At 42.2% G+C, this 2,461-nt stretch carries 1 protein-coding gene; it reads right to left on the bottom strand.

Annotation, left to right across the window (positions count from 1 at the left end; all coding sequences use genetic code 11):
• Positions 1–247: 247 nt before the first annotated feature.
• Positions 248–1,642: an APC family permease gene (locus FC82_RS13705; RefSeq protein WP_082620381.1), complete on the bottom strand. Its 1,395-nt coding sequence runs from the start codon at positions 1,640–1,642 to the stop codon at positions 248–250.
• Positions 1,643–2,461: the final 819 nt, after the last annotated feature.

Raw genomic sequence — 2,461 nt, 5'->3', positions numbered from 1 at the left:
TGTCTAGTCTGAAAGGTCTAGTTGATTAGTGTTGCACTTGAATTTTAAACTGGGCTAGATGTTTTTTTATATTCTAGGGGTAAAATTGTCTTTTAGTTTAATCTGCTTCCCGCGGTTAGTCGAAGAAATAACTATAAAACGGCTTTTCATAGGCAACCGAGGCACATTGTCCAAGGCATGAGGCTGCTGCAAAATGGGCACTGAGCTCGTTTTGCAGCAGCCTCTCAACTGCCTTACCTCATTTGTTTTATTGATTTGTCTTTTCAATTTTGACGGGTTCTAATGCCGGCGTATTCAGGCTAATGTGACTATCCGAAATTCTAACAACCACCTCACCAATAATTAGGGCGATGACCGTACCAATTAGAATCGGTAACTTCGTGGGAATTTCGTTAGTGGTCAGTGGCACGATAGTAAGGAGAATACTTAATATCAGCAAGGTTTCAGGTACCCAGGTTATTACAGCAACGACGAAACGGCCGCCAGGAATTTTGAACGGTCGCGGTGTTGTTGGCTGTGTTTTCCGTAGTTTGAGAAATGCTGGAAACAACATTGCGTAAGCCAACAGAAGCGTAATGACGTTGAGTTCAAAGAAGGCCTGGAACAGATCCTGATTCGGGATTAAAGGCGAAACGACAACCAGTATTGTGGCGACCAGGCCGTTCAGGTACCCTGTACCGACTGGCATTTTGTCGTGGCTCTCAACGCTAAAGAGGTGGGGGAGCGTGTGATCTTTAGCTGCATAGTTTGCAACATAGTTGATGCCGAGCGCCCAAGATACCATTTCGGAAATGAGACTGTAGAGGAATAAGGCACCAATCACCTTAGTAAACCAGTTGGCATGGCCGATGAGGAGTGTGAAACTGCTGAGAAGTCCACTTGAAGCAGACAACTTGTCGGCTGGTATAGCGACACCGATACCGAAAGCCGCAAGCAGATAGAAGCCAGCAATCAACAAACCTCCGAAGATGATTGCTTGAGGAATTTGCTTCTTGGGGTTATCCATATCGCCAGCCATAGTGGTGACGACTTCAAATCCAAGGAAGTTAAAAACAATAATCGAGACGTTACTGAGACTGGAAAGATTGGTTTGCGGCAGCATTGTTTTTAGTGTGAAGCTGTTAGCAACCCCTTTTGTAGATGCAACGTAGATGCCAAGCACTGCAAGAGCGACAATGATGAAAATTTTTGCGAATGCAGCCAAGTTCATGATCCATTTACTATCGGCCACAGGTTTGTTACCAATGAAGACTACCGTCCAGATGAATAGCAACTGCAGCAAAATAGTCGTGATACCGTTTAACCGAAATCCGAAAACGGTCGCTGCGGTTTGGGCAAAGATGACGGCCACGCTCATGATCCAAATTGGATAGCTGATCCAATAGAGCCAAGCGAGTCTGCCACCCCAGCGCTTACCAAATGCGGACTTGACCCAAGCGTACAGTCCACCAGTGTCGGGAAAAGCGGTACCCAGTTCCGATGAAATGAGACCGTAGGGGATGAAAAAGAAGAAAAGCAGAAAAATCCACAAGAAAAACTGGGATGGCCCGATGGCAGAGGCTGGTGCAACAGATTCAACGACTAAAATAACAACAACCGCCATGAGGACGGCATCAAAGAGACGGAATTTTTTTGGTTTCACGGTGAGGACTCCCCGGTTAATTGACTTGGTTGCGCGGATGATTTTTGCATGCAATCAAGCGCTTACATAGTTTCTATATTGGGAGAATACTCTTTGTTTAGGGGGTGGACAATGGAATTTGTGTATTTTGAAACAAGTTACATCTGTTGCAAGTTGTTGGGGTGGTTTTGAGGCTGATTTTGGGTGACGTGTGTGCTTTGTTATTGAATAGTGAGACTAATGACCATAGAGTTGTGCAACTTATGAATATACATGCTCCAACTTAAAAGAGTATCGAACCAATAAACATAATAAAAAAGTTTGGAATTATTCAAACAATTCAAGTCCACAGCGCCGGTGATACGTTCCCGAGTTTTGAGCAAATTCCAATTATGTTCAAGGCCCTAAAATTGATTTCTAATCATCATTGGATATTATCACTTAAGCGAGGTAAAGGTGTTTATGTTTTGACTGAGATGTCAATCAGAAAATTTTATAGTGGTTCTGCATATGGGGAAGATATGATGTGGTTGTGTTGACAGAATAATTTCAATAAATTTCAATAAATGTCATGGTAGGAATCTAAAATTTAGTAAAATAGAGTAAGAGGTTTCACTGTATGTTATTGAGTGTTTTCAGTTTAGTTTGTTGTTTTTTTAACAGGATAGCAGCAAGTAGGTGCTTATTGATTACGAATCTGATTGAAAGGGTGCAGACACGCAAGTCTGGGCATTATTTGAATTCAAAGAAAAAGAGACCAGTTATACGAATTGATCTCGAAAAATTGCGATAATCCCTTTATGGTTGTCAGATGAAATACAATAATTCATCTGATGATTA

It is taken from the genome of Secundilactobacillus collinoides DSM 20515 = JCM 1123 (assembly GCF_001435975.1).
Lineage (GTDB): Bacteria > Bacillota > Bacilli > Lactobacillales > Lactobacillaceae > Secundilactobacillus > Secundilactobacillus collinoides.
Note: the sequence above shows the minus strand (reverse complement) of the source record. Positions and strands in the feature narration are given on the sequence as shown.